General features: G+C 40.6%; 26 protein-coding genes and 2 pseudogenes. 26 read left to right on the forward strand and 2 right to left on the reverse strand.

All coding sequences use genetic code 11. The features are described 5' to 3' along the window. Window positions 1-90: pseudogene (locus HT701_RS08385) on the forward strand (IS200/IS605 family transposase); the annotation flags it as partial. A 119-nt stretch (window positions 91-209) separates the two neighbouring features. Here HT701_RS08385 and HT701_RS08390 read toward each other — a convergent pair. After that, window positions 210-404, reverse strand: coding sequence for a KilA-N domain-containing protein (locus HT701_RS08390; protein WP_119919632.1), 195 nt, complete (start codon window positions 402-404; stop codon window positions 210-212). 145 nt (window positions 405-549) lie between these two features. Further along, complete coding sequence (locus HT701_RS08395) at window positions 550-1,263, reverse strand: helix-turn-helix transcriptional regulator (protein ID WP_001107589.1); 714 nt, start codon at window positions 1,261-1,263, stop codon at window positions 550-552. Between the two features lie 152 nt (window positions 1,264-1,415). Between HT701_RS08395 and HT701_RS08400 the strand changes: the two genes are divergently transcribed. The 25 genes and pseudogenes from HT701_RS08400 (at window position 1,416) to nrdD (ending at window position 23,239) form a co-directional block, all read left to right on the forward strand. Continuing rightward, window positions 1,416-1,646, forward strand: coding sequence for a helix-turn-helix transcriptional regulator (locus HT701_RS08400; RefSeq protein ID WP_000090006.1), 231 nt, complete (start codon window positions 1,416-1,418; stop codon window positions 1,644-1,646). A gap of 15 nt (window positions 1,647-1,661) precedes the next feature. Further along, window positions 1,662-2,288, forward strand: coding sequence for a Rha family transcriptional regulator (locus tag HT701_RS08405; protein WP_138705662.1), 627 nt, complete (start codon window positions 1,662-1,664; stop codon window positions 2,286-2,288). Window positions 2,289-2,611: 323 nt separating this feature from the next. Beyond that, window positions 2,612-2,890, forward strand: a complete 279-nt coding sequence (locus HT701_RS08410; RefSeq protein ID WP_119919634.1) for a hypothetical protein — start codon at window positions 2,612-2,614, stop codon at window positions 2,888-2,890. After that, a complete protein-coding gene (locus tag HT701_RS08415) occupies window positions 2,871-3,071 on the forward strand; it encodes a hypothetical protein (RefSeq protein WP_119919635.1) in 201 nt (66 codons plus the stop codon). The genes HT701_RS08410 and HT701_RS08415 overlap by 20 nt, the downstream gene beginning before the upstream one ends. A gap of 1 nt (window position 3,072) precedes the next feature. Then, complete coding sequence (locus HT701_RS08420) at window positions 3,073-3,288, forward strand: hypothetical protein (protein WP_119919636.1); 216 nt, start codon at window positions 3,073-3,075, stop codon at window positions 3,286-3,288. Beyond that, window positions 3,285-3,626 (forward strand): DNA-binding protein, encoded by a 342-nt coding sequence (locus HT701_RS08425; protein ID WP_119919637.1) that lies wholly within the window; start codon window positions 3,285-3,287, stop codon window positions 3,624-3,626. The genes HT701_RS08420 and HT701_RS08425 overlap by 4 nt, the downstream gene beginning before the upstream one ends. Further along, on the forward strand, window positions 3,619-3,900 hold the full coding sequence (locus tag HT701_RS08430; protein ID WP_119919638.1) for an XRE family transcriptional regulator: 282 nt from the start codon (window positions 3,619-3,621) through the stop codon (window positions 3,898-3,900). The genes HT701_RS08425 and HT701_RS08430 overlap by 8 nt, the downstream gene beginning before the upstream one ends. Continuing rightward, window positions 3,887-4,681, forward strand: a complete 795-nt coding sequence (locus HT701_RS08435) for a DnaD domain protein (RefSeq protein ID WP_172931425.1) — start codon at window positions 3,887-3,889, stop codon at window positions 4,679-4,681. Before HT701_RS08430 ends, HT701_RS08435 begins: the two co-directional genes overlap by 14 nt. Before the next feature lie 15 nt (window positions 4,682-4,696). Beyond that, window positions 4,697-5,521, forward strand: a complete 825-nt coding sequence (locus HT701_RS08440) for an ATP-binding protein (protein ID WP_119919640.1) — start codon at window positions 4,697-4,699, stop codon at window positions 5,519-5,521. 23 nt (window positions 5,522-5,544) lie between these two features. Further along, a complete protein-coding gene (locus tag HT701_RS08445) occupies window positions 5,545-6,003 on the forward strand; it encodes a hypothetical protein (protein WP_119919641.1) in 459 nt (152 codons plus the stop codon). 82 nt (window positions 6,004-6,085) lie between these two features. Next, a complete protein-coding gene (locus tag HT701_RS08450; RefSeq protein ID WP_119919642.1) occupies window positions 6,086-6,589 on the forward strand; it encodes a hypothetical protein in 504 nt (167 codons plus the stop codon). A gap of 1,473 nt (window positions 6,590-8,062) precedes the next feature. Continuing rightward, the gene (locus HT701_RS08455; protein ID WP_119919645.1) at window positions 8,063-8,455 is read left to right on the forward strand and encodes a transcriptional regulator; all 393 of its coding nucleotides are present in this window, start codon (window positions 8,063-8,065) and stop codon (window positions 8,453-8,455) included. A 53-nt stretch (window positions 8,456-8,508) separates the two neighbouring features. Continuing rightward, entirely contained in the window at window positions 8,509-8,667 is a 159-nt protein-coding gene (locus HT701_RS08460; protein ID WP_165852368.1) for a hypothetical protein, read from the forward strand. Between the two features lie 469 nt (window positions 8,668-9,136). Further along, a complete protein-coding gene (uvrA, locus tag HT701_RS08465) occupies window positions 9,137-11,968 on the forward strand; it encodes an excinuclease ABC subunit UvrA (protein WP_172931426.1) in 2,832 nt (943 codons plus the stop codon). After that, window positions 11,961-13,022 carry a Xaa-Pro peptidase family protein gene (locus HT701_RS08470; RefSeq protein ID WP_001042864.1) on the forward strand — a complete coding sequence of 354 codons (1,062 nt, stop codon included), beginning with the start codon at window positions 11,961-11,963 and terminating at the stop codon, window positions 13,020-13,022. Before uvrA ends, HT701_RS08470 begins: the two co-directional genes overlap by 8 nt. Before the next feature lie 131 nt (window positions 13,023-13,153). After that, window positions 13,154-13,552, forward strand: a complete 399-nt coding sequence (gene spx, locus HT701_RS08475) for a transcriptional regulator Spx (protein WP_000591165.1) — start codon at window positions 13,154-13,156, stop codon at window positions 13,550-13,552. 65 nt (window positions 13,553-13,617) lie between these two features. Continuing rightward, window positions 13,618-14,187 (forward strand): SP0191 family lipoprotein, encoded by a 570-nt coding sequence (locus HT701_RS08480; RefSeq protein WP_119919647.1) that lies wholly within the window; start codon window positions 13,618-13,620, stop codon window positions 14,185-14,187. Between the two features lie 86 nt (window positions 14,188-14,273). Further along, window positions 14,274-14,540 carry an IreB family regulatory phosphoprotein gene (locus tag HT701_RS08485; RefSeq protein ID WP_000507059.1) on the forward strand — a complete coding sequence of 89 codons (267 nt, stop codon included), beginning with the start codon at window positions 14,274-14,276 and terminating at the stop codon, window positions 14,538-14,540. A gap of 3 nt (window positions 14,541-14,543) precedes the next feature. Beyond that, window positions 14,544-14,963, forward strand: coding sequence for a Holliday junction resolvase RuvX (ruvX, locus tag HT701_RS08490; RefSeq protein WP_004239076.1), 420 nt, complete (start codon window positions 14,544-14,546; stop codon window positions 14,961-14,963). A gap of 15 nt (window positions 14,964-14,978) precedes the next feature. Beyond that, a complete protein-coding gene (locus HT701_RS08495; RefSeq protein WP_000017620.1) occupies window positions 14,979-15,284 on the forward strand; it encodes a DUF1292 domain-containing protein in 306 nt (101 codons plus the stop codon). Window positions 15,285-15,641: 357 nt separating this feature from the next. Continuing rightward, window positions 15,642-16,892, forward strand: a complete 1,251-nt coding sequence (locus tag HT701_RS08500) for a folylpolyglutamate synthase/dihydrofolate synthase family protein (RefSeq protein ID WP_166728069.1) — start codon at window positions 15,642-15,644, stop codon at window positions 16,890-16,892. Between the two features lie 83 nt (window positions 16,893-16,975). Then, a pseudogene (locus HT701_RS08505) lies at window positions 16,976-17,440 on the forward strand (SP_0198 family lipoprotein). A gap of 145 nt (window positions 17,441-17,585) precedes the next feature. Next, window positions 17,586-19,118 carry a cardiolipin synthase gene (gene cls, locus HT701_RS08510; protein WP_172931427.1) on the forward strand — a complete coding sequence of 511 codons (1,533 nt, stop codon included), beginning with the start codon at window positions 17,586-17,588 and terminating at the stop codon, window positions 19,116-19,118. A 255-nt stretch (window positions 19,119-19,373) separates the two neighbouring features. Then, on the forward strand, window positions 19,374-20,912 hold the full coding sequence (locus tag HT701_RS08515; protein WP_138705667.1) for a damage-inducible protein CinA: 1,539 nt from the start codon (window positions 19,374-19,376) through the stop codon (window positions 20,910-20,912). A 119-nt stretch (window positions 20,913-21,031) separates the two neighbouring features. Continuing rightward, window positions 21,032-23,239 carry an anaerobic ribonucleoside-triphosphate reductase gene (gene nrdD, locus HT701_RS08520; RefSeq protein WP_166728068.1) on the forward strand — a complete coding sequence of 736 codons (2,208 nt, stop codon included), beginning with the start codon at window positions 21,032-21,034 and terminating at the stop codon, window positions 23,237-23,239. Window positions 23,240-23,326: the final 87 nt, after the last annotated feature.

The following is a 23,326-nucleotide window of genomic DNA, read 5'->3' on the forward strand; positions in this document are numbered from 1 at the left end:
GAGCAGGAAAAGAATGACATTGCACTCGATAAGCTGAGTGTAAAAGAATATGAAGATCCGTTTTCTGATGGCGGATTTAGAACAAGGTAAAAGCCCGTTGTGACGGGCATTAGTCAAGTAATATAGCACGACCTGAACGAAGTTCAGCGAGCGTCTTTAGACGCCGCTGGAGAGAAACGGCTTATAGCCGGTGTACAAGCCACCCGTTTTCACGGGTGGTTATGACTATTAATACTTTCCCAAGTTGCTAAAAAGTCTATAGTAGCATAACTACTAAGCCAGTTTGAAATAACTATTCTAGGATCTTCGCTATTTTTATATTTAGCTATATCTGTCAAGCTAACATAATCAGTATTATTGGCTAGTAAAGTGATTTCTTTACCGTTTGCGTTGATTTTAACCATGGTAGTCCTTTCTAAAATATTGTAAGTGGTTGACATTTGTTGACATCAACAAAATTAGTAGATATGGGGCTTATATTGGCTTGAAGTTTGAGCGAACCACGAGAATCCACGCGCTTCAGGATTGTTTAACATTGTGGCGCGTGGGTTAGTCTATACCCCAAAGTAACGCAAAATCATCTAGATTTTCTTTATCTTTCTTAGCTTCTTGAAGAGCTAAAGACTTAATTTCTTCAAATAGATTTTCAAACTTTTTATATAATTTGTTGTAATATTCTTGGTTGAATTCCTTATCTTCAAAAACTATGTAGAATTCACTACTTGTTTTTTGAAATACAATATCTAGCCAGAATAGGATATTACTTGTCTTTAGCGCAAGGGCATTTAAAACTTCATAGTTGTCTTTGGGATTGTATTCATTTAATGATTCAGTGATAGTAGTGAGAAACTCTTCAGGACTGATTGGGAAATTTTTACTCTTTGCTAGTTCAATTATTTCCTTGTCCCTTTTCTCTCTCTCTTTTACTTTCTGAAAAATTTTATCTTTTGAAACATTTTTTACGAGGTATTTTTCTTCGTCTAATTGTTTATCTAACATATATAAAAATTCTTTGTAAACATCTTTGTCAGAAAAGCGAGGGTCAAGATCAGATTTTTTCACTCCCAAATAATCAGCAAGTTTTTGAAGATTGCCAGATGTTGGCATTGATCTACCTTTTACATAACCAGTTATTGTACTTTTAGGAATTTCTAAAGCATTATGCAGGTCTATCTGTCTGATACCTTTTTCTTTCATAACACGGTTAAGATTATTAGAGAAATATTCTCTATTCTTTAAATCCTGAGGGCTATTTTTTGCCATTGTTAAAAACTCCCTTACTTTAATTCTACAACCTGATTATAACACAAAAAAGACAAAGTACGAAAAAAATAAAATTTTTCAACAACAGCGTTGACAAAGTACGAAAAAAATAGTACTATGATTTTATCAATCTTGAAAGGAGCTATAAGAATATGGCACAATGGACGCTAAGAGCGTGTCGAGTAAATGCAGGTTTTACTTTGCGCCAAGTGGCTAAGAAGGTCAACAAGAATTTTCAGACTATCTCAAAGTACGAAAAAGATAGTACGCTAATCCCTTTTGAGCTACTTAAAGAGTTATCGGAATTGTATCAGGTAAAACTGGACGATATTTTTTTAGGAGATAGTACGAAAAAAATAGAACTAAATCAAAAGGAAATCTAAGAAAGGAGCAAAAACATGGAACTAGTCTACATGGACGGTAAAAAAGAGCCGTATACGCTGAGCAGTATTGTGGCAGAGTGTGCAGAAGTTAAGCACAGACATTTGAAGATTTTGCTGAATAAGCACCGAGAGGACTTTGAAAGCTTTGGAAAGGTGCAATTTAAAATTTCACCTTCAGAGAGTGGGCAAAATGTACGGGACTATATTTTGAATGAGCAACAAGCAACATTGCTGATCACTTACTTACGGAATACAGAACCCGTCAAGGGGTTTAAAAAGAACCTAGTCAAAGCCTTCTTTGAAATGCGTGAGGAACTTTCTAAGTTTCGTATGCAGAGGGCGCTAGAAAAGCCAAAAAGAAAAACACTGCATGACAGTATTGAGACATGGCCTAATGCACCAAAGCATGCACATAGCACCATGAACAACTTGCTACTGAAAGCAGTAACCGACAGGAACGCTAAGCAGTTAAGGGAAGAACGTGGGGGCTATAATGGCATTGATAGCTTGACCAGTGAGGAGCTGGAGCAATACCAGGCATTTGAGGACATGGTAATAGCCTTGATTGGCTTGAATATGAGTTATCAAGAAATCAAGGCTATGGCATTCAGAAATAAAAAAACACGCCAAAGAAGCGTGTGAGAACAACAAAAAAGGCTTAGCAATAACCACACCGCAGAGCCTTTCACACTAACACTAAAACGAATTTAACAAAAAGCAGGCAAGCTATTATCAAAGAGGTTTTAGTAAAGATTTATACCTAGATTATAGCATATCTAGGGCAATTTGACCATACGGAGAGCGCCAACTCTTAAAACTGGTACTTTCTCACGCTTTCAATTTGGCGACTCTGAGCGTGAGGATTAACGTTATAAGAAACAACTCAAAAAGCCCCGCGCTTTCCGACGGCAATCTTGAGCGTGAGGATATCCTGTATAGTAAAAGGCAAACGAAAGGAAACAACCATGACAAAAGAAGATATGAGAAATATTTTAGATGAATTAGATAATCTAACGCTAGGACTTAACACCGCTGAAAACGCCTTGGGGGCTACTTTTCACTTTTTCAGTAAAAACATAAGTAGCAAAGAAAAGACCATGCTTTTAACTTTGGAATACGACACACAGGGCGCTATTTTTAACCTTGCTTATGATTGTCTTATCAAGACAAAGGAAAATCTAGTTAATGCTATTGAAATGTACATCAGAGAATTGGAGGAAGAACATGACTCTAAACTTAGATGACATGACACAAGCAGAATTTGATGAAGTAATAGCTGAAATCAAGGAGAGACACCCTAACCTCTTCCAGTTTATTGCTGATTTTGTAGATAGAAAGGTAACACCCAAAGAGGTGGATGAGTTTTTGAAGATGGAGCGAACTGATCAAGTGGACTATATCAAGAATTACAAAGCGAGGACATAACATGAATGAGTTAGATTTGAGCAACACACAGGCACTTATCTTTTCCGTGGTACTGATTGGCTTACTGCTTTATCTAAACCACCGAGACCGCAAAAAAAGCGCCCAATTTGAGCGAGAAAACCAACAGACGATAGAAACACCTAGCGAGGATTTAAACCCTGATTATGGGCGATATATCCAGCTTGCAGGGGTCAATGTATGGGGAGGAACTGAATGAGTCTATCAGAGAATGACAAACGAGTATTAAGACTAATCAAGGTAGGGGCTGAGAACTCCATAACAGGGGCAGAAATCAGCCTGATCACTAAGCTGGCAGAAAGAACCGTGCAAGATATTATCAGCCGTCTAATCACGCGCCATAGCGTTCCTATTGTTGGGGTTCGACACGGAACATTTAGAGGATATTTTATCCCAGCAAATAAAGATGAGTTACTGGACGGAGCAAAAGCATTCTATAACCAAGTACAGGAAGAACAGAAACGCCTAACTGTCCTTTTAAATGCTGATTTAGAGAGCTACAAAGAAACCTTGAAGGAGGTGGGCGGATATGTTTAGCCTAAGCCGAGAAAGTGAGCAAGACCTAGCGCATGGCATTCTGGAGGTAGTGGAAAGATACCTGGAAGCGCGTGATAGACTCAAACCACGACTGACAGGTTTAATATCAGCCCAGGAAGTCATGGACGAGTTAGATATAAAATACATGACACTCCAAAAGTGGGAAAAAGCAGGGCTAAGACGGTATCAGCCACCGCTAGAAGATACTAGGAAAATCTATTACAAAGTTACGGACATCTGGCAGTTTCTGGGGGTGGAGAATGGCAAAAACTAAAATATATTTTTGGCTAAAAATTGATAAGAAATTTTTTGATAATATTTTTATCAAGAGACTAAAAACGGTACCTGGTGGGTATACTATGACGGTGATTTATATTAGGCTCATGCTAGAGAGCTTAGAAAGTGACTGTATTTTATACTATGAGGGTTACTTTGACAATCTCAAGGAAGAGTTAGCCCTAAAATTAGACGTATCGGAAGATGATATAGATATGACCATGGCATACTTTACTAAGTGTGGTCTAATACAAGTTGATGAAGATAAAAACGCAGAACTACCGCAGGCAAAAGCCTTGGTTGAGAGTGAAACAAACTGGGCAAACTATAAACGTGAACAACGAAAAAAAGCAAAATTGGAAGAAGTCCAACCATCTTTGACAATTTCCAATTCGTGTCCAACAGAGATAGAGAAAGAGAAAGAGATAGAGATAGAGATAGAGTTAGAAGAAGAGATAGAGAAAAAAACTTCTTCTGCTCCTACTGCTGAAATCTCTAACTATTACCAAAAGCGTATAGGGGTTATGGATGGGCAACAATATCAAATACTGACTGACTATCTCACTCTTGACGGTATGGAGCTAGAGGTTATCAAGATTGCTATAGACAAGGCTGCAGATAACGGCAAGCGATCTTTTAGCTATATCAATTCAATACTCAAGAACTGGCGACAGAATGGTATTAGAACCATGGTACAAGTCGAAGATGAACAGAGACTGTTTCAGCAAAAGAAACAAGGTCAGTCTGACGATGATATTCAAGATCCGTTTATCTACTGACGGAGAGGAGAAACAATGGAATTACTGAATACAGACCAGCTCAATGAAAAAATAAAGGTCACTGATGAGCTTTGCCCAACCCATCAGATTAACCTAGTACAATTCAAAAAGCCAGATGGTTATACATCACCCTACTGTATGGAATGTACTAGGGAGAACATCAAACAGACGGAGCTAGAGGGCGTAGAAAAAGCCCTAGGGCATGATCTGGACTCTTCAACTTATGATGTGCTAGCGCGTGAAAGCACGGCGTCAAATGAGCTGAGAGAGGCCTCTTTTAGCACTTTCAAAGCTGGGACAAAAGAGGAACACGAGGCCAAGGAATTTGCTATCAAGCAAGCTAAGCAGTACCTAAACGGCATGACGGGCAACACGCTGATTATGGGGAAACCAGGCACTGGTAAAAGTCATTTATGCTATTCCATGGCCAAAGCCATTAACGAGGGCTATAAGTCTAGGAATGAGCCTAAGAGTGTGCTTTTTGTCAGTATTACTGAGATTATCACGCGCATTCAGTCAGGTTGGCAGTATAGACAGAGTGATTTTACAGAGTATGATGCCTTGAAGTTACTGACTGAGGTTGACTATCTCTTTATTGATGATTTAGGAACAGAAAGCGTTATGAACAGCCAAAAAAATGAAGCTAATAATTGGGTACAGGCCTTTCTTTTCAAGATTTTTGATAAGCGAGACACAACTATCATCAACACCAATCACAACGGAAAAGAGCTGGCCAGAATCTATAATGATAAGCTAGTCAGTCGCATTGGCAAACGGTCAGAGGGGAATGTATACAACATGACAGACATCAAAGACAAGAGGATGAAGCGTAATTTTTAACCAAATAAAAAAGGAGGAATTCCATGATAGAACCAGCATACTTTGAACAGGCAGATCAGGAACTGGAGGAACTCAATCGCAAACGTGACGATTTTATGGCGGATGCAACACCAGTATGTCTTGAAGATACGCCTAAACTGATTGAACTAGGTGAGAAGCTTCGGACGGAAGACACCAGCATAAATGCCTATGAGTTATACAGACACCCTGAAGCGCGTGCAAAGTTATTCGCCCAAATCGCGGAAGCCTGCTTCTTGCTGATTGCAGATAGCTTACCAGTACCAGTGCAGCCGACACAAGCACAGCGGATACATTTTTGCGAGTACTTGGAAGGACAATTCCAGAATATCATTAAGAAGTTGATTGCAGGAACTGACAAGCAAGTTCTAGAGTCTTTACTTGAAGCTTTGCAACTACCCAAAGAAAAACAAGCTCAATTTGTCCGTGATGTGGTAGTAAGTGGCTTACTCAGTGAAGAATAGTAGCAAAGGGGCATTGCCTCTTTTTGTGGTTTCACTACTACTGAACCCAATAGTTTTGGGTTTTTCCATATAGGGGGAAATAATGAAGCAGTTAGCAATAGAAACAATCACTAAACCAATGAAGCTGAGAGGAATATCTAAGGGTATAGCCGAGTTGGACGGTCAACGTTTAGAGATTGATTTGGACAGTTTAATGATTGATTTTGGTGGAGAGTCATTTGAATTAGACAGAATAGCAGGAACTAAGGGAGGTAATCGATATTTCTTTCTTTGCCCTGATTGTGGGAGACGGTGCAGGTTGCTTTATAAACGGTATTTGTATTTTAGTTGCGGTACTTGTCTAGATATCCACAAGAGTACCCTGAACCGTAGTAAAACGGATTGCCAATACTACTGGGAGCTTGCACTAAAAGAAGCCAGAAAGGTAGAACCAGGGTGGAGTCCTAGACGTGGTAGATATATGTTTGATGGTTTCCCTGAAAGACCAAGGTATATGAAACGTGACAGGTATCATAAGCACTATAAGAAGTTTTTGAAGTATATTGAAAAAGGGGATAGATTTTGGCTGAATGGTTTGAGATTGTAGGACAATATGAAGTAGTGTGCAATTTACAAAACAAACAAATACTACATATTAGACGGTTTGAATGATAAAAAAGCTAGATATATCAAGGATTTAAGTAAGTAGAGCGTTCCAAAAAAGGGTGCGGTAAGCGTTCCGAAAAATGGTAAGGTTTTGGTAAGGTAGCATATATAAAAAGTATAAGATTAGTATAAGGTTGTGTATTTTAAAATACTAAGGTTTTACAAAGGTACAGGGCTTTTTTTCTAGTGATATAACCACAAGGATACCACAAAGCAGAGAGGTTTTTTGAGGGTTAGAAAAGGTGAGATTTCGCTTAGGTAGTGGTAGTAAATATGCCTGACAAAAGGAATAAAGATAGTTGCAAGATTAGAGTAAGATGTTATTAGTAATTTGATTAGTAGATACATTTACCTTTCTCTAGGTGTTATGATCAAATTGAATTAGTCAGTAATCAAAAATACTTTGTGTTGATTGCATTCTTTATTGATTGATATAATCAAATCAATAACAATAGATGAATGAAATGCAATGTTAGCAATAGTTAACAAATGATTTCTCTTTCTCTTTTATGTTTGAATGACATGAGATTGACTAACTGGAAAAGGATAAGGGAATAAAAAGTATGCAAATACCCCCCTTGATTTTTGAACGGGGGTATATAACGTTCGGGAATAGGAACGCGCCCCTCTTCTGTGCAAAAAATTCCCTTTTTGAAATGTTTTTAATTTTTGTATAATGTAGTATTACTAAGTGTTTGGCTTGATTTTTCGACCGTTAAAGGTACTCCAATTTTATAACACAGTGGGGCTATCTCCCTCCCCACGCGCTTCTATGAGCTTCACACCGTCACTGTACATTTTTTCTCGCGGGAAAGCATTGAACTCCGAGCGAACGCCGAGAAAGTGGATATATCCTCCTATCATTTATCAAGCAGATAAGGACGACAATAAGCCTTCTTAATTGCTTACAAAACGATAGGGAGTTAAGACGAATTTAAAAGCTCCTTATTTTCGTTTTTCTCCTTGTCAAACGGTAAGGAAATAAGCCAGGAAATAACATCGCTTATTTTGATTTTGCTCCCTGAAAAACTGTAAGGAGATAAGGAGACTTATTAGCTTCCTTAATTTGAATTTTCTCCTTACAAAATGACAGGGAAATAAGAACTAAAATAACTCTCCTTATTTTCCTACCAAATGATAAGGAGATAAGAGCAGTTTAAAAGTCTGTTATTTTGGATTTGTTGCTTACCAAATGATAAGCAGATAAGCAAAGAAATAACTTGCCTTAATTGCTTGCAGAATGACAAGGAAATAAGAGAAATAAAAACATCCCTTAATTGCTTATCAAACCATAAGGAGATATGGGGGCTATCTCCCTCGAACCTTGAGCGAACATAGATAAATAGCAAAAAAAGCCAAGGCGCTCCGCCTCAGCTATAATCTCAATAATATTATATCATGAAGGAGCAAACTAATGGAGCTGGATAAGTTTAAAACGATGATGAACGTAAGAGAGCGGATGACTTACTTTCTGAGATTCCAGAGGATGGCAGGGAGTGAAAACCAAGTTAGGATAGATGAAGAGGTTTGGGAACTTATCTTACCTGATCAGTGGAATTTGAGCGGTGAGCATGAAAAAGCAATCCGTGAGGGATTGGAGATATTCGCCCAAGACATCAATAGTATAGAGAACAAACGAGCCAGAAAATACTTTATTATCCATTATTGCTACATGAGGAAGAAAACAATGAGTGAATGCGTAGAGATGGCAGGTACTAGCTCCACTAGCTACCACCGATACAAACAGATAGCCGTCTTAAACTTTGCGAGAATCCACCAGAACGGAGAACTAGAAGTATATAGGTAGGCGTTTGTGGTGTTTTGTTGAGAAATGTTGAGATTTAAGTGAGGGGGAATGACATGATTGAAGATTTTTTGATTGATCCGGAGAATATCCAATTAGAGGATATGGAGATAGATTTAAACATGGATATAGACATAGATTTAAACATAGATTTTGAAATAGATGTTGACCTTGATGATTTAGATTTAACCTTACTACAAGAATTAGAAGCATAAATGTTGGCAAATGTAGGCCGAGGCTTCATATTCGCCCCTATTTTGCTTTGTTTCGTACTGGACAACTAAAAACACCATGGATAAACTAGAAGCCCTCAGAAACGAATCTGGGGGCTTTTGTGAGGTCATAATCTTATAAACCACGCGCTTCATGGTATAATATACCTATCAGCAACCAGCAATAAAAAAAGCACGTTTGACCGTGCTAGTTTCTTGCCTGCTGAACTCGTCAAATCTTAGCCCTTTTGTGGGGCTTTTTTGCTCCCCTTTTTGTGTACTTTGGGGGAGCAAGTAGTAAAAAGTAATATTAGTGATTTTTATTAAAAAGCGCGTGATATAAGGGTTAGGAAGCCCTAAGGAAACATAAAATAAGAAGTTTTTTATTATACTACAAATTCAGCCTTTTGGGTAATAGAATCTCACTTTTTTTGGTATAATGGTAAGCAATAATGGACTAGAAAGAACAAAGATGCAAGATAAAATTGTCATTCATGGGGCGCGTGCCCATAATTTAAAAAATATTGATGTGGAGATTCCGCGAGATAAGCTGGTTGTCGTGACTGGCTTGTCAGGTTCAGGGAAGTCCAGTCTGGCTTTTGATACCCTCTATGCGGAGGGACAACGTCGCTATGTAGAGAGTTTGTCCGCCTACGCTCGTCAGTTCTTGGGCAATATGGAAAAACCAGATGTAGATGCTATTGATGGTCTCAGCCCAGCTATTTCTATCGACCAGAAAACGACTAGCAAAAACCCTCGTTCGACGGTGGGAACAACGACTGAAATCAATGACTATCTGCGTCTTCTCTACGCACGTGTGGGGACGCCTTACTGTATCAAGGGGCATGGAGCTATCAAGGCTTCTTCGGTGGAGCAAATCGTTGATAAGGTTTTGGAGTTACCTGAACGCCAGCGCTTGCAGATTTTGGCCCCTGTCATCCGCAAGAAAAAAGGTCAACATAAGAGTGTTATCGAGAAGGTTCAGAAAGATGGGTATGTTCGTGTCCGTGTGGATGGAGAAGTCTATGATGTAACCGAAGTGCCAGAGTTGTCTAAGAGCAAGCAACACAATATCGATGTCGTGGTTGACCGTATTGTTATCAAGGAGGGCATTCGTAGTCGTCTCTTTGATTCCATTGAGGCTGCCCTTCGTATCGCAGAAGGCTATGTCATTATCGACACTATGGATGACTCTGAGTTGCTCTTCTCTGAGCATTATGCCTGCCCAGTTTGTGGCTTTACTGTGCCAGAGTTAGAGCCTCGTCTCTTCTCTTTCAATGCTCCCTTTGGCTCTTGTAGTGAGTGTGATGGCTTGGGCATCAAGCTGGAGGTGGATACTGATTTGGTAGTGCCAGATGCCAGTAAAACCTTACGTGAGGGAGCCTTAGCTCCTTGGAATCCTATCTCATCCAACTACTATCCAAATATGCTAGAGCAGGCTATGACAGCTTTTGGAGTGGATATGGATAAGCCTTTTGAGAACTTGTCAGAAGAGGATAAGAACTTGATTCTCTATGGGTCAGATGGCAAGGAATTCCATTTCCACTATGAGAATGAATTTGGTGGAGTGCGCGATATTGACATTCCTTTTGAGGGAGTTGTCAATAATATCAAACGTCGCTATCACGAGACAAACAGCGATTACACGCGCACCCAGATGCGCCTTTACATGAATGAGCTGACCTGCGGAACTTGTCGTGGTTACCGTCTTAATGATCAGGCCTTGTCTGTCCGTGTTGGTGGCCAGCAAGGGCCACATATCGGAGAAATCTCAGACTTGTCTATCGCAGACCACTTGGACTTGGTGAGCCAGCTGACCTTATCTGAAAATGAAGCTATTATTGCTCGTCCTATTCTCAAGGAAATCAAGGATCGTTTGACCTTCCTTAATAACGTGGGTCTAAACTATCTAACCCTGTCACGTTCAGCAGGAACCCTTTCAGGTGGGGAAAGTCAGCGTATTCGCTTGGCAACCCAGATTGGTTCTAACCTATCAGGTGTCCTCTATATCCTAGATGAGCCGTCAATCGGTCTTCACCAGAGGGATAATGATCGTCTGATTGCTAGCCTCAAAAAGATGCGTGATTTGGGTAATACTCTCATAGTAGTGGAACATGACGAAGATACCATGCGTGAGGCTGATTATCTGATTGACGTTGGTCCCGGTGCCGGTGTTTTTGGTGGAGAGATTGTTGCTGCAGGTACGCCCAAGCAGGTGGCTCGCAACAGTAAGTCTATCACAGGCCAGTACTTGTCAGGCAAACGTGCTATTCCAGTGCCAGAAGAGCGCCGTACCGGAAATGGCCGTTTTATCGAGGTGACAGGTGCGCGTGAGAACAACCTGCAAAATGTCACAGCTCGCTTCCCACTAGGAAAATTCATCGCGGTGACAGGTGTATCAGGTTCAGGGAAATCGACCTTGATCAACAGTGTCCTCAAAAAAGCCATTGCCCAGAAGCTCAACCGCAATTCAGATAAACCTGGTAAGTTTAAGGCTATTACAGGGATTGAGCATGTCGACCGCTTGATTGATATTGACCAGAGCCCTATCGGACGGACGCCGAGGTCCAACCCAGCTACCTATACAGGTGTCTTTGACGATATACGTGACCTTTTTGCTCAAACAAACGAAGCCAAGATTCGTGGTTACAAGAAGGGGCGCTTCAGTTTCAACGTCAAGGGTGGTCGTTGTGAAGCCTGCTCAGGTGATGGGATCATCAAGATTGAGATGCACTTCTTGCCAGATGTTTATGTGGCTTGTGAAGTATGCCACGGAACCCGCTACAATAGTGAAACCCTAGAAGTTCACTACAAGGAAAAGAATATCTCGCAGGTCTTGGATATGACCGTCAATGATGCGGTGGAGTTTTTCCAACACATTCCGAAAATTCAGCGTAAACTTCAGACTATCAAGGATGTGGGACTGGGCTATGTGACGCTAGGGCAACCAGCTACCACCCTTTCTGGGGGAGAAGCCCAGCGTATGAAGCTGGCTAGTGAACTCCACAAACGATCGACAGGAAAATCTTTCTACATTCTGGATGAGCCGACGACAGGACTCCATACCGAGGATATCGCTCGCTTGCTCAAGGTTTTAGCTCGCTTTGTCGATGATGGCAATACAGTTCTTGTCATTGAGCACAATCTGGATGTTATCAAGACGGCAGACCATATTATTGACTTGGGACCTGAGGGCGGTGTCGGTGGTGGAACCATCATCGCAACAGGAACTCCAGAAGAAGTAGCGGCCAAGGAAGCCAGCTACACAGGACATTATTTGAAAGGAAAATTACATCATGAATAAACGCGTACAAGCATTTCTAGCTAAAATGCAAGAAAAAGAACTAGATGGTATCATCATCAACAATCTTAAAAACGTCTACTACTTGACTGGTTTTTGGGGCTCAAACGGAACAGTCTTTATCAGCCGCGACCGTCAGGTCTTGGTGACAGACTCTCGCTATATCATTGCAGCTAAGCAAGAAACCAGTGGCTTTGAGATTGTGGCTGACCGTGATGAATTGGCTGTCATTACAGGAATTGTTAAGGACATGGGCTTATCTCGAATCGGTTTTGAAGATGAGATTTCAGTCTCTTATTATCACCGTATGCAGGCCGCCTTTGAAGGAATTGACTTGCTTCCACAAACTCAGTTTGTCGAAGGTCTTCGAATGATTAAGGATGAAGCGGAGATTGCAGCTATTCGTAAGGCTTGTTCTATCTCAGACCAAGCTTTCCGCGATGCGCTTGACTTTATCAAACCAGGAAAGACAGAGATTGAAATAGCCAACTTCCTTGACTTCCGTATGCGTGAGTTGGGAGCATCTGGCTTGTCTTTTGACACTATCCTAGCTAGCGGTATCAACTCTTCCAAACCCCATGCCCATCCTATGCACAAACCAGTGGAGCTAGGAGAAGCTATTACCATGGACTTCGGTTGCCTCTACGACCACTATGTCAGTGATATGACACGGACTATCTATCTGGGGCATGTCAGCGACGAGCAAGCAGAGATTTACAATACAGTTCTAAAAGCTAACCAAGCCTTGATTGAACAGGCTAAGGCTGGCTTAGGTTTCCGTGACTTTGACAAAATTCCTCGTGATATTATCATCGAGGCAGGCTATGGTGACTACTTTACCCACGGTATCGGACACGGTATTGGACTGGATATCCATGAAGAGCCTTACTTTAGCCAAACTTCTACAGAAACTATTAAGTCAGGTATGGCCTTGACCGATGAACCAGGTATCTATATCGAAGGCAAATATGGCGTTCGTATCGAGGATGATATCCTGATTACAGAGACAGGTTGTGAATTATTGACCCTAGCTCCAAAAGAGTTGATAGTCATTTAGTTGTTTGTCAAGAAAAAAGTACGAAAATGACGAAAAAAGTCAAAAAAAATTAAAAATAGGTCGCAAGTCGGATGTTTTTTATGGTATAATAGACTAAACTGATAGTAACATGTAGCGAAAGGGGTAGGTACATGATTAAAATTTATACAGTCTCAAGTTGTACTAGCTGTAAAAAAGCAAAAACCTGGCTTAATGCCCACCAGTTAAGTTATAAAGAACAAAACCTTGGTAAAGAAGGAATTACGCGAGAAGAATTACTGGATATTCTAACCAAAACAGATAACGGAATAGCCAGTATCGTCTCATCTAAAAATCGCTATGCCAAAGCCCTTGGAGTGGATATTGAAGATTTGAGTGTTAACGAAGTCCTCAATCTGATTATGGAAACACCTAGAATTTTAAAGAGCCCAATCCTTGTAGATGAAAAACGTCTGCAAGTTGGCTATAAGGAAGACGATATTCGTGCCTTCCTACCACGCTCTGTCCGTAATGTAGAAAATGCAGAAGCACGTTTGCGTGCAGCTCTATAAACATCAAGGCTGGGAGCAATTCCCAGTCTTATTCTATTTTAATTTCAAAAAGAAAGAAGAAAGAAATGAAAAAAATAGTTCTTGTTAGTCTAGCTTTCCTTTTTGTCCTGGTTGGTTGCGGACAGAAAAAAGAAACTGGACCAGCTACAAAAACAGAAAAAGATACGCTTCAATCGGCATTGCCAGTTATTGAGAATGCTGAGAAGAATACAGTTGTCACCAAGACTTTGGTTTTGCCGAAATCAGATGATGGTAGCCAGCAAATCCAAACCATTACTTATAAAGACAAGACTTTTTTGAACCTAACCATTCAACAAAAACGTCCAGTTTCTGATGAGTTGAAGACTTATATTGACCAACATGGAGTGGAAGAAACCCAAAAAGCTCTCCTTGAGGCGGAGGAGAAGGATGAGTCCATCATAGAAGCTCGTAAATTAGCAGGCTTTAAGCTTGAAACAAAACTATTAAGCGCAACAGAACTTCAAACAACGACTAGTTTTGATTTTCAAGTTTTGGACGTCAAAAAGGCTTCCCAGTTGGAATATTTGAAGAATATTGGCTTGGAAAATCTTTTGAAAAATGAACCAAGCAAATATATTTCAGACAGATTGGCAAATGGCGCGACAGAACAGTAGAAAATCCAAATAAATAGACTGCCTGAATTGTAGAACGTAAGGAATTATGCTATAATGGTACTATTCTAAGGAAAGAGGGTGTTAGAATGGGATTTACTGAAGAAACAGTACGTTTTAAATTGGACGATTCCAATAAAAAAGAAATTAGTGAAACTTTGACTGATGTCTATGCTTCGTTGAACGATAAGGGCTACAACCCAATTAACCAAATCGTAGGTTACGTATTGAGTGGAGACCCTGCCTACGTTCCTCGTTATAATAATGCACGAAATCAAATCCGTAAGTATGAGCGTGATGAAATCGTTGAGGAATTGGTCCGCTACTACCTTAAAGGACAAGGAGTCGATCTATAACCTATGAGAATTATGGGATTGGACGTCGGTTCAAAAACGGTAGGGGTGGCGATTAGCGATCCGCTCGGTTTTACAGCTCAAGGGCTTGAAATCATCCAAATCAATGAGGAGCAAGGCCAATTTGGTTTTGATCGCGTTAAGGAGTTGGTTGATACTTACAAGGTGGAACGATTTGTAGTGGGCTTACCTAAAAACATGAACAATACAAGCGGACCGCGCGTGGAAGCTAGTCAAGCCTACGGAGCAAAGCTAGAAGAGCTTTTTGGTTTACCAGTAGACTATCAAGATGAACGCTTGACAACAGTGGCCGCTGAGCGTATGTTGATTGAACAAGCAGATATCAGCCGCAATAAGCGCAAGAAAGTCATTGATAAGTTAGCAGCTCAGCTGATTTTACAAAATTATTTAGATAGAAAATTTTAATATAAAGGAGAGGCTATGTCACACGATCATAACCACGACCACGAAGAACGTGAATTAATTACACTAGTAGATGAGCAAGGAAATGAAACCTTGTTTGAAATCCTTTTGACCATTGACGGAAAAGAAGAATTTGGTAAAAACTATGTTCTTCTAGTACCAGTTAACGCAGAAGAAGACGAAGACGGACAAGTTGAAATCCAAGCTTACTCATTCATCGAAAACGAAGATGGAACAGAAGGCGAATTGCAACCAATCCCAGAAGACTCAGAAGACGAATGGAACATGATTGAAGAAGTCTTCAACAGCTTTATGGAGGAGTAAAAACGTCCGGGGGACGTTTTTAGCCCTGCGCTAGAAATTAGAAACGCAGGTAGTCTGGGAGACTGTATCAGCCCAACTCCCAGAAATGGGGAAGAGTTGGAATGTCCAGTGGATGTTTTTACCCCAGTTCCTTTAAATAAGAGAGAACTGGTAAATCTGGGGAACTGTATCAGCCCAACTCCCAGAAATGGGGAAGAGTTGGAACATCCAGGGGATGTTTTTAGTCCAAGTTAATATTCATAGTTGCTAGTGATTAGCTAACCAGGGAAGAGGTCGGGACGAAAATCCTGACCTCATTTTTTGTTATCTACGGAATTTTGCTAGATAATTGATTAGACATTTATCAAGGAGATGTGTATGTTTGAAGTAGAAGAATGGCTCCATAGTCGGATTGGTTTGAATTTTCGATCAGGTTTGGGCCGAATACAGCAAGCGGTGGATTTGTTAGGAAATCCTGAGCAGTCTTACCCTATTATCCACGTAACAGGGACTAATGGGAAAGGATCTACCATTGCTTTTATGAGGGAGTTATTTATGGGACATGGCAAAAAAGTCGCGACCTTTACCTCTCCTCATATCGTATCCATCAATGACCGAATCTGCATTAATGGGCAACCTATAGCAGACACAGACTTCATCCGTTTGGCCGAGCAGGTCAAGGAGATGGAGAAAACGCTTCTGCAAACCCATGATCAGTTGTCCTTTTTTGAATTGCTGACCTTGATTGCTTTTCTTTATTTTAGGGAGCAAGAGGTGGATTTGGTTTTACTAGAAGTGGGAATTGGTGGCTTACTTGACACGACCAATGTGGTAACTGGAGAGCTTGCTGTCATCACCTCCATCGGGCTCGACCATCAGGAGACCTTGGGTGATAGTCTGGAAGCAATCGCAGAGCAGAAAGCTGGTATTTTCAAGGCTGGTAAGAAGGCAGTGATTGCGAAATTGGCTCCAGAAGCTAGGCTTGTCTGTCAGAAAAAAGCCGAATCTTTAGCTGTTGACCTTTATCAGGCAGGTCAAGATTTTTCAATGCTGAATGGGGATTTTTCAAGCTCTTTGGTTAACCTGTCACAGTTGAAAATAGGTTTAGAAGGAGCTTATCAGCAGGAAAATGCAGCCTTGGCGTTGCAAACGTTTCTTCTTTTTATGGGAGAAAGAAAGGAAACTGTTGATGAACAGGCTGTAAGACAGGCTTTAGCGAAAACCTATTGGGCTGGTCGTTTGGAGCGTATTTGTCCTCAGATTTATTTGGACGGTGCTCATAACCTCCCTGCCTTGACTCGCTTGGTTGAGTTTATCAAAGAAAAAGAGCAGGAAGCCTATCGTCCTCAAATCCTCTTTGGGTCCTTGAAACGGAAGGATTATCAAGGGATGTTAGGTTATCTGACTGAGAATTTGCCTCAGGTGGAACTCAAGGTAACTGGCTTTGATTATCAGGGAGCTTTGGACGAAAGGGATGTGACAGGTTACGATATAGTTTCTTCTTACCGAGAATTTATCAGCGATTTTGAAGAAAGAACAGATGCTCAGGATTTGTTATTCATTACAGGGTCTCTCTATTTTATCTCAGAAGTACGGGGCTACCTGCTGGGGCATGAACAGATAAATTGACCACCTTTTTTGAACTTGTTATACTAGGGGAATTGCTGGTTAGAGAAAATTTCTCTAAATTGGTAGTAGAAAGGAAATCCATCATGAAATTAACAAGATTCACACTTTCTCTTGCTTCTCTAGCAAGTCTTAGTCTCGTAGTAGCTTGTTCACAAAGAGCTCAACAGATTCAACAACCAGCAGCTCAAGCACAAATATAACAAACTCAGCAATCACAACCTGCTGCTTCATCGTCTACAGAAAATACAAACCAGGTAGCAACAAGTTCTTCACAAAATGCACCTGAGGCTCAACCGACTGATATTGATGGGACTTATACAGGCCAAGATGACGGAGACCGTATCACTTTAGTGGTAACTGGAACGACTGGTACATGGACTGAGCTCGAATCTGACGGGGATCAGAAAGTCAAACAGGTCACATTTGATGCAGCAAATCAACGCATGATTATTGGTGATGATGTCAAAATTTACACTGTAAACGGTAATCAAATCGTCGTAGACGATATGGATAGAGACCCATCGGACCAAATCGTTTTAACTAAATAAGACTATGCAAGTAGGAAGGGCTGGATTTTTCAGCCTTTTTACTTTTGCTTAGAAAATAATTATAAATACTTGCCTTCTGTCGAATACCTGAGTTATACTAGTATCAATTACTTGTTTTTAGCATTCAAAATATCAAGGAGGGGATATGAAATATAGAAAATTTCAATTATTGATGTCCAAGTATGGCTTTAGTCTTTCGATTATGCTACTTGAACTTTGTCTGGTTTTTGGTCTCTTTCTTTATTTAGGGCGCATGGCCCCCATTTTATGGATTACTGTCCTCATTCTACTGAGTATCATCACAATCATTTCGATAGTCAACCGTAATACGACTCCTGAGAATAAGGTAACCTGGTTATTAGTAGCCTTTGTGCCAGTATTTGGCCCCTTGCTCTATCTGATGTTTGGTGAGAGGCGATTGTCCAAAAAAGAAATCAAACAACTGAAGAAGCTAGGCTCCATGCATTTCCAAGAAGCAAATAGCCAGCTACTAAAAGAGGAATTAAAAGAAAGTGACAAGGCGGCATATGGCGTCATTAAGTCCTTATTGAGTATGGATACCAATGCTGATGTCTATGATCAAACTGCCTCTACATTTTTTCCTAACGGAGAAGCTATGTGGAAAAAGATGGTAGAAGATCTCAAAAAGGCTGAGAAATTTATCTTCTTGGAATATTACATTATAGAAGAAGGTTTGATGTGGAATCGTATTTTAGAAATCTTGGAGCAAAAAGTTGCTCAAGGCATTGAAGTTAAACTGCTCTATGACGATATTGGCTGTATGGCTACTTTAACAGGAGATTATGCACATCGACTTCGTCAGCTAGGCATCGAGGCCCATAAATTCAATAAAGTTATTCCTCGTTTGACAGTGGCCTATAATAACAGAGATCATAGAAAAATATTGATTGTTGATGGTCAGATAGCCTATACTGGTGGGGTCAATCTGGCAGATGAGTACATTAACCACGTCGAGAGATTTGGTTATTGGAAGGATAGTGGAATTCGCTTAGACGGGCTAGCAGTAAAAACCCTGACACGCTTATTTTTGACCACTTGGTACATCAATCGAGGAGAGATTAGTGATTTTGATCAATATCATTTAGAAAATCATTCTATCCCGAGTGACGGTTTAACCATTCCATACGGAAGTGGACCAAAGCCAATTTTTCGAACGCAGGTAGGGAAAAAGGTTTATCAGAGTTTGATCAATCAAGCAACGGAATCGGTCTATATTACGACACCTTATTTGATCATAGACTACGATTTAACGGAGACAATCAAAAATGCTGCTATGAGAGGAGTTGATGTTCGGATTGTCACCCCTTACATACCAGATAAGAAGTTCATTCAGTTAGTCACAAGAGGCGCTTATCCAGACCTTCTTTCTGCTGGTGTTCGAATTTATGAGTATAGTCCAGGTTTTATTCATAGCAAGCAGATGTTGGTAGACGAAGATTTTGCGGTGGTGGGGACAATCAATCTCGACTACCGAAGCTTGGTACACCATTATGAAAATGCAGTCTTACTCTATAAAACTCCTTCTATAATGGAAATAGCCCGAGATTTTCAAAATATATTTGCAGATTCTCAGGAAGTCTATCCTCATTCTATCAAAACGAGCTGGTATCAAAAACTTGTAAAAGAAATCGCCCAGTTATTCGCTCCAATCTTATAAGAAGTCTAGGACTGAGGACACAAACCAGTCCTCTTTTTCTTGCTTTTTACGAATAGAAAGATATAGGGAGGGACGATGCTGATTCAGAAAGAATTGGATTATATCATGTCATTTAAACAGACACATTTACACCGCTTTCGGGAAATTGAAACCTTTGTGAAACTATGCAAAAAATCACTCAAACAGCCATCGCAAGCTGACAATCCTAGGACTTTTTGATATACTAAGACAGATAAATTGAATAGGAGAAACGATATGAGTGTGTATGGTAGAGTAGAAGAAGTTCATCAGGAGAATCGTGAACCTCTAGAATACCAAATCAAACAAGAATTGCATCATCGTGAATCAAGTCGTCTTCCTTTGGTAAAAATTTTACTATGGAGTACGCTTGTAACGGGGATAACTCTAGGAGTACCGCTATTACTCGATTTAATGAGTGCACAAGAAGTGCAGGATTTTTATGCAGGTTGGGCGCTTCATCAGACAGGGAAGATTTACAGCGACTATTATGGAAGTCAAGGTTTGCTTTATTATTTGCTGACTTATGTGACTCAGGGCGGATTTTTCTTTGCCATCTTTGAGTGGTTAGCCTTGGTAGCAGGAGGATTTTTCCTCTTTCGATCGGCAGACACATTGACAGAGCAAGGAGACCAAGCTGGACAAGTGGTGACTATTTTTTACATGCTAGTTACAGGTCTTGCTTTTGGTGGAGGCTATGCGACTCTTTTAGCGCTTCCTTTCTTATTCGCAGCCTTTAGTTTAGTTGCGGCTTACCTAAGCAATCCAAGTCATGATAAGGGATTTGTACGGATTGGGCTAGCTTTGGCAGGCGGATTTTTCTTTGCTCCCTTATCATCGCTCCTGTTTATTGCTGTAGTGAGTTTAGGCTTGTTGGTCTTTAACCTTGGGCATAGACGCTTTGTGCATGGGTTTTATCAGTTTCTTGCAGTGGCTTTAGGTTTTTCACTTGTCTTTTATCCAACTGCCTACTATAGTGTTGCAACAGGAAGTTTTGGGGATGCCATTAGTGGTATTCGCTATCCCATTGACAGTATTCGCTTTGATTTCACTTCTAAAATTTTAGAGAATATGGCTTTTTATGGCTTGTTGTCCCTTGGTTTGGGATTTGTGGTTTGTATCTTTTTAGGTCTCTTTCAATCCAAACCCTCTAAACTATACGTCATTTCGGTTCCTGCAAGTCTTGTGACAATTTTAGGTTTGATTTTACTTTTCTTTTCACAGGAGCCTCTGCACGCTTCTTATTTGATGGTCGTCTTTCCTGTTTTTCTACTTTTATTGGTAACCAATATTAAGAGTCAACAGAGGGGGCGTAGTGTTAGACGAAGACGAAGAGAAACGCCAGTTAGTCTATGGAGTCGTTTCTTCAAAGGAAATCTATATCTGCCAGTTTTAGGGCTTGTCTATCTTTTGTCTATTCCTTTTTTGATGAAGTTAGTCCTTTATCCGGTACCTTATCAAGAACGTAATCGTCTTGCTGATTTGGTAAAAGAGGAGACAAATACGGAAGATGCTATCTATGCATGGGATGATACTGCGACTCTTTATCGTAAGAGTGAGCGCTTGTCGCCATCGGCGATTTTGTCTCCCGTGCACTATACAGCAACTGAGGGAAATCGGAATAAGTTACTTAATGACTTGAAAGAAAAACAACCCAAGGTGATTGTGGTAAATGACAAGGTGCCAGTCTGGTCTGAAGTGGAAACAATCTTGAAAGAAAATTACCAACAAGTAAAGACGGATTACTCAGAGTTTAAAGTCTATAAAATCAAATAACCAAATCAATATCTTGTGTATTTTTAAAAATTTTATGATTTTTACCACAAGATATTGATTTTTCTTTTTAGAGTGGTATAATACTTTTTAGAAAGAACATTTTAGAAAAGAGCATGCATATGATTGCACTAGAAGAAAAAATTACAATTTTGCCAACTCTCTTTGTCGAGAAACGAGATGGGAGACGTGTTGTATTTGATGTGGACAAGATTGACAAGGCTCTCCACAAGGCGGCAGACAAGGTTATGGATGTGACACCCTTGGTCGAAAAACGCCTCAATGCTCTGACCGAGCGAATTGTCACAGAAATTCATAGTCGCTTTCCACAGGGAGTTAAGATTTACGAAATTCAAAATATCGTAGAGCATGAACTCCTCGAAGCCAAAGAATATGCGCTAGCTGAGGAGTATATCACTTATCGGACACAGAGGGATTTTGAGCGCTCGAAAGCGACGGATATCAACTTTAGTATCCATAAGCTGCTCAACAAAGACCAGGCAGTTGTCAATGAAAATGCCAATAAAGATAGCGATGTTTTTAACACCCAGCGTGATTTGACAGCAGGGATTGTTGGAAAGTCAATCGGACTGCAAATGCTTCCTAAGCACGTAGCCAATGCCCACCAAAAGGGGGATATCCACTATCACGATTTGGACTACAGTCCCTATACACCTATGACCAACTGCTGTTTGATTGATTTCAAGGGGATGTTGGAAAATGGTTTTAAGATTGGGAATGCAGAGGTAGAAAGTCCCAAGTCTATCCAGACTGCAACGGCTCAGATTTCGCAAATCATCGCCAACGTTGCTTCTAGCCAGTATGGGGGCTGTTCAGCTGACCGTATCGATGAAGTTTTGGCGCCTTATGCAGAGAAGAACTACCAAAAACACCTCAAAGATGCAGAAGAATGGGTTTTGCCTGAAAAACGAGAAGATTATGCCTGGAAGAAAACCCAAAAAGACATCTACGATGCTATGCAATCACTCGAGTATGAAATCAATACTCTCTTCACTTCAAATGGCCAAACACCCTTTACTTCGCTAGGTTTTGGTCTAGGAACTAGTCGTTTTGAGCGAGAAATTCAAAAGGCAATTTTAAACATTCGCATTAAGGGACTTGGTTCGGAGCATCGTACAGCCATCTTCCCTAAGCTCATCTTTACGCTGAAAAGAGGTCTTAACTTGGAAGAAGGGACTCCCAACTACGACATCAAGCAGTTGGCCCTAGAGTGCGCAACCAAACGGATGTACCCAGATGTTTTGTCCTATGATAAGATTGTTGAGTTGACAGGTTCTTTCAAAGTTCCTATGGGTTGCCGTTCGTTCCTTCAAGGATGGAAGGATGAAAATGGTGTAGAAGTCAATTCAGGTCGCATGAACCTTGGTGTTGTGACAGTTAACCTACCTCGTATTGCTCTTGAGTCTGAGGGCGACATGAATAAGTTCTGGGAAATCTTCAACGAGCGAATGAATATCGCTGAAGATGCTCTTGTTTACCGTGTCGAACGCACGAAAGAGGCGACGCCAGCCAATGCTCCTATCCTTTATCAATACGGTGCTTTTGGCCATCGTCTAGGTAAAGAAGAAAGTGTTGACCAGCTCTTTAAGAATCGTCGCGCAACCGTTTCGCTGGGTTACATCGGTTTGTACGAGGTAGCGACAGTCTTCTTTGGAAATAGCTGGGAACACAATCCAGAAGCCAAGGAATTCACGCTAGACATTATTCGAGATATGAAACGCCGGGTAGAAGAGTGGTCTGACCAATATGGCTATCATTTCTCTATCTACTCAACACCGTCTGAAAGTTTGACAGATCGTTTCTGTAGACTAGATACAGAGAAGTTTGGTTCTATTCCTGATATTACAGATAAGGAATACTACACTAACTCTTTCCACTACGATGTTCGTAAAAATCCAACGCCGTTTGAAAAATTGGACTTTGAGAAAGTCTATCCAGAAGCAGGTGCGTCAGGTGGTTTCATCCATTATTGTGAGTATCCAGTCCTCCAGCAAAATCCTAAGGCTCTGGAAGCTGTCTGGGATTATGCCTATGACCGTGTGGGCTATCTTGGGACCAATACTCCAATAGACCGTTGCTATAAGTGTGACTTTGAAGGGGATTTTGAACCAACTGAGAGGGGCTTTGCTTGTCCTAACTGTGGCAATAGCGACCCTAAAACAGTAGACGTTGTTAAACGGACTTGTGGCTATTTAGGTAATCCTCAAGCGAGACCTATGGTCAATGGGCGTCACAAGGAAATTGCAGCGCGTGTCAAACACATGAATGGCTCAACGATTAAAATGGCTGGTCATCAAGTAACAAATTAGAAAGAAATGAAATGGGAAAATATCAATTAGATGATAAGAAGAGTATTATGTTGGATAAAAAGTAATTATCGGTTTGTAGTAGAGACG

It is taken from the genome of Streptococcus sp. 10824, from assembly GCF_013276595.1.
GTDB classification, from domain to species: domain Bacteria; phylum Bacillota; class Bacilli; order Lactobacillales; family Streptococcaceae; genus Streptococcus; species Streptococcus pseudopneumoniae.